This is a genomic window from Lactobacillus nasalidis (assembly GCF_016587775.1).
Classification (GTDB): domain Bacteria; phylum Bacillota; class Bacilli; order Lactobacillales; family Lactobacillaceae; genus Lactobacillus; species Lactobacillus nasalidis.
The window spans coordinates 1-724 of sequence record NZ_BOCG01000238.1 but is presented as its reverse complement, the minus strand read 5'-3'; the positions used below and the strand labels follow the sequence as shown (position 1 = coordinate 724).

The window sequence follows — 724 nt, the reverse complement described above, 5'->3', positions numbered from 1 at the left end:
CCGGAAAAGTACCATGGCGACGATGTCGGCTTTGCCAAGGCTTTGGCAAAGGACGCCAGAGTTGGCGTGATCCCGGGCAGCTATTTTGGCCAGGGCGGGGCCGGCTACGTACGGATGTCCTATGCTTCAAGCGATGAGCAGCTGCACGAGGCCCTCAAGCGAATTACCAAGTTCGTTGAAGCCGAATAATAATGTCAATGTAAATTATGAAATTTTGAAAAGCACGACTGCCGCGGCGCGGAGGGCGTGCTTTTTTGATCCGCAACAAACAGTCCCCGAAGTTACCATAACTGCTGGTGCTATGTTATCATTTAATCAGTAAGCGTTGACGGGGGAACCGCCCGTGAAAGGCGGTAAATAAAAACTTTCGCTTATTCTTGAATAAGAGAAAACAAATAAAAAGTGCGAAAGAGCACATGAAATGCAGGGATGATTATGGGAAATAAAGCTTCTTTAAAGGATTTAGGAACGCGCACAATACTTACGAAGGCGTGGTGGTCCCTGCTTTATCTGGGGATCTTCGTTTTTGGCAAGCATATTCCGCTGCCTTTTGCCAAGCTGCAGGTTGGCCAGACAAGTGCCCTGCTGGTGGCGACTGGTGGTGACAGCAGCCAGGCAACTCTGTTTTCCCTGGGCATCAGTCCCTGGATGTCGGCCATGATTATCATCGGGATGCTGGCCCAGTTGCGGCTGCCGCTGATGTCGAAGATGACCGAGCGCAAGA

Annotated in this window: 2 pseudogenes; both read left to right on the top strand. The window is 50.7% G+C overall.

Going from position 1 to position 724, the window contains the following annotated elements:
- A pseudogene (locus lacNas_RS03905) lies at positions 1 to 189 on the top strand (amino acid aminotransferase); the annotation flags it as partial.
- 246 nt (positions 190 to 435) lie between these two features.
- Positions 436 to 724, top strand: a pseudogene (locus lacNas_RS03900) (hypothetical protein); the annotation flags it as partial.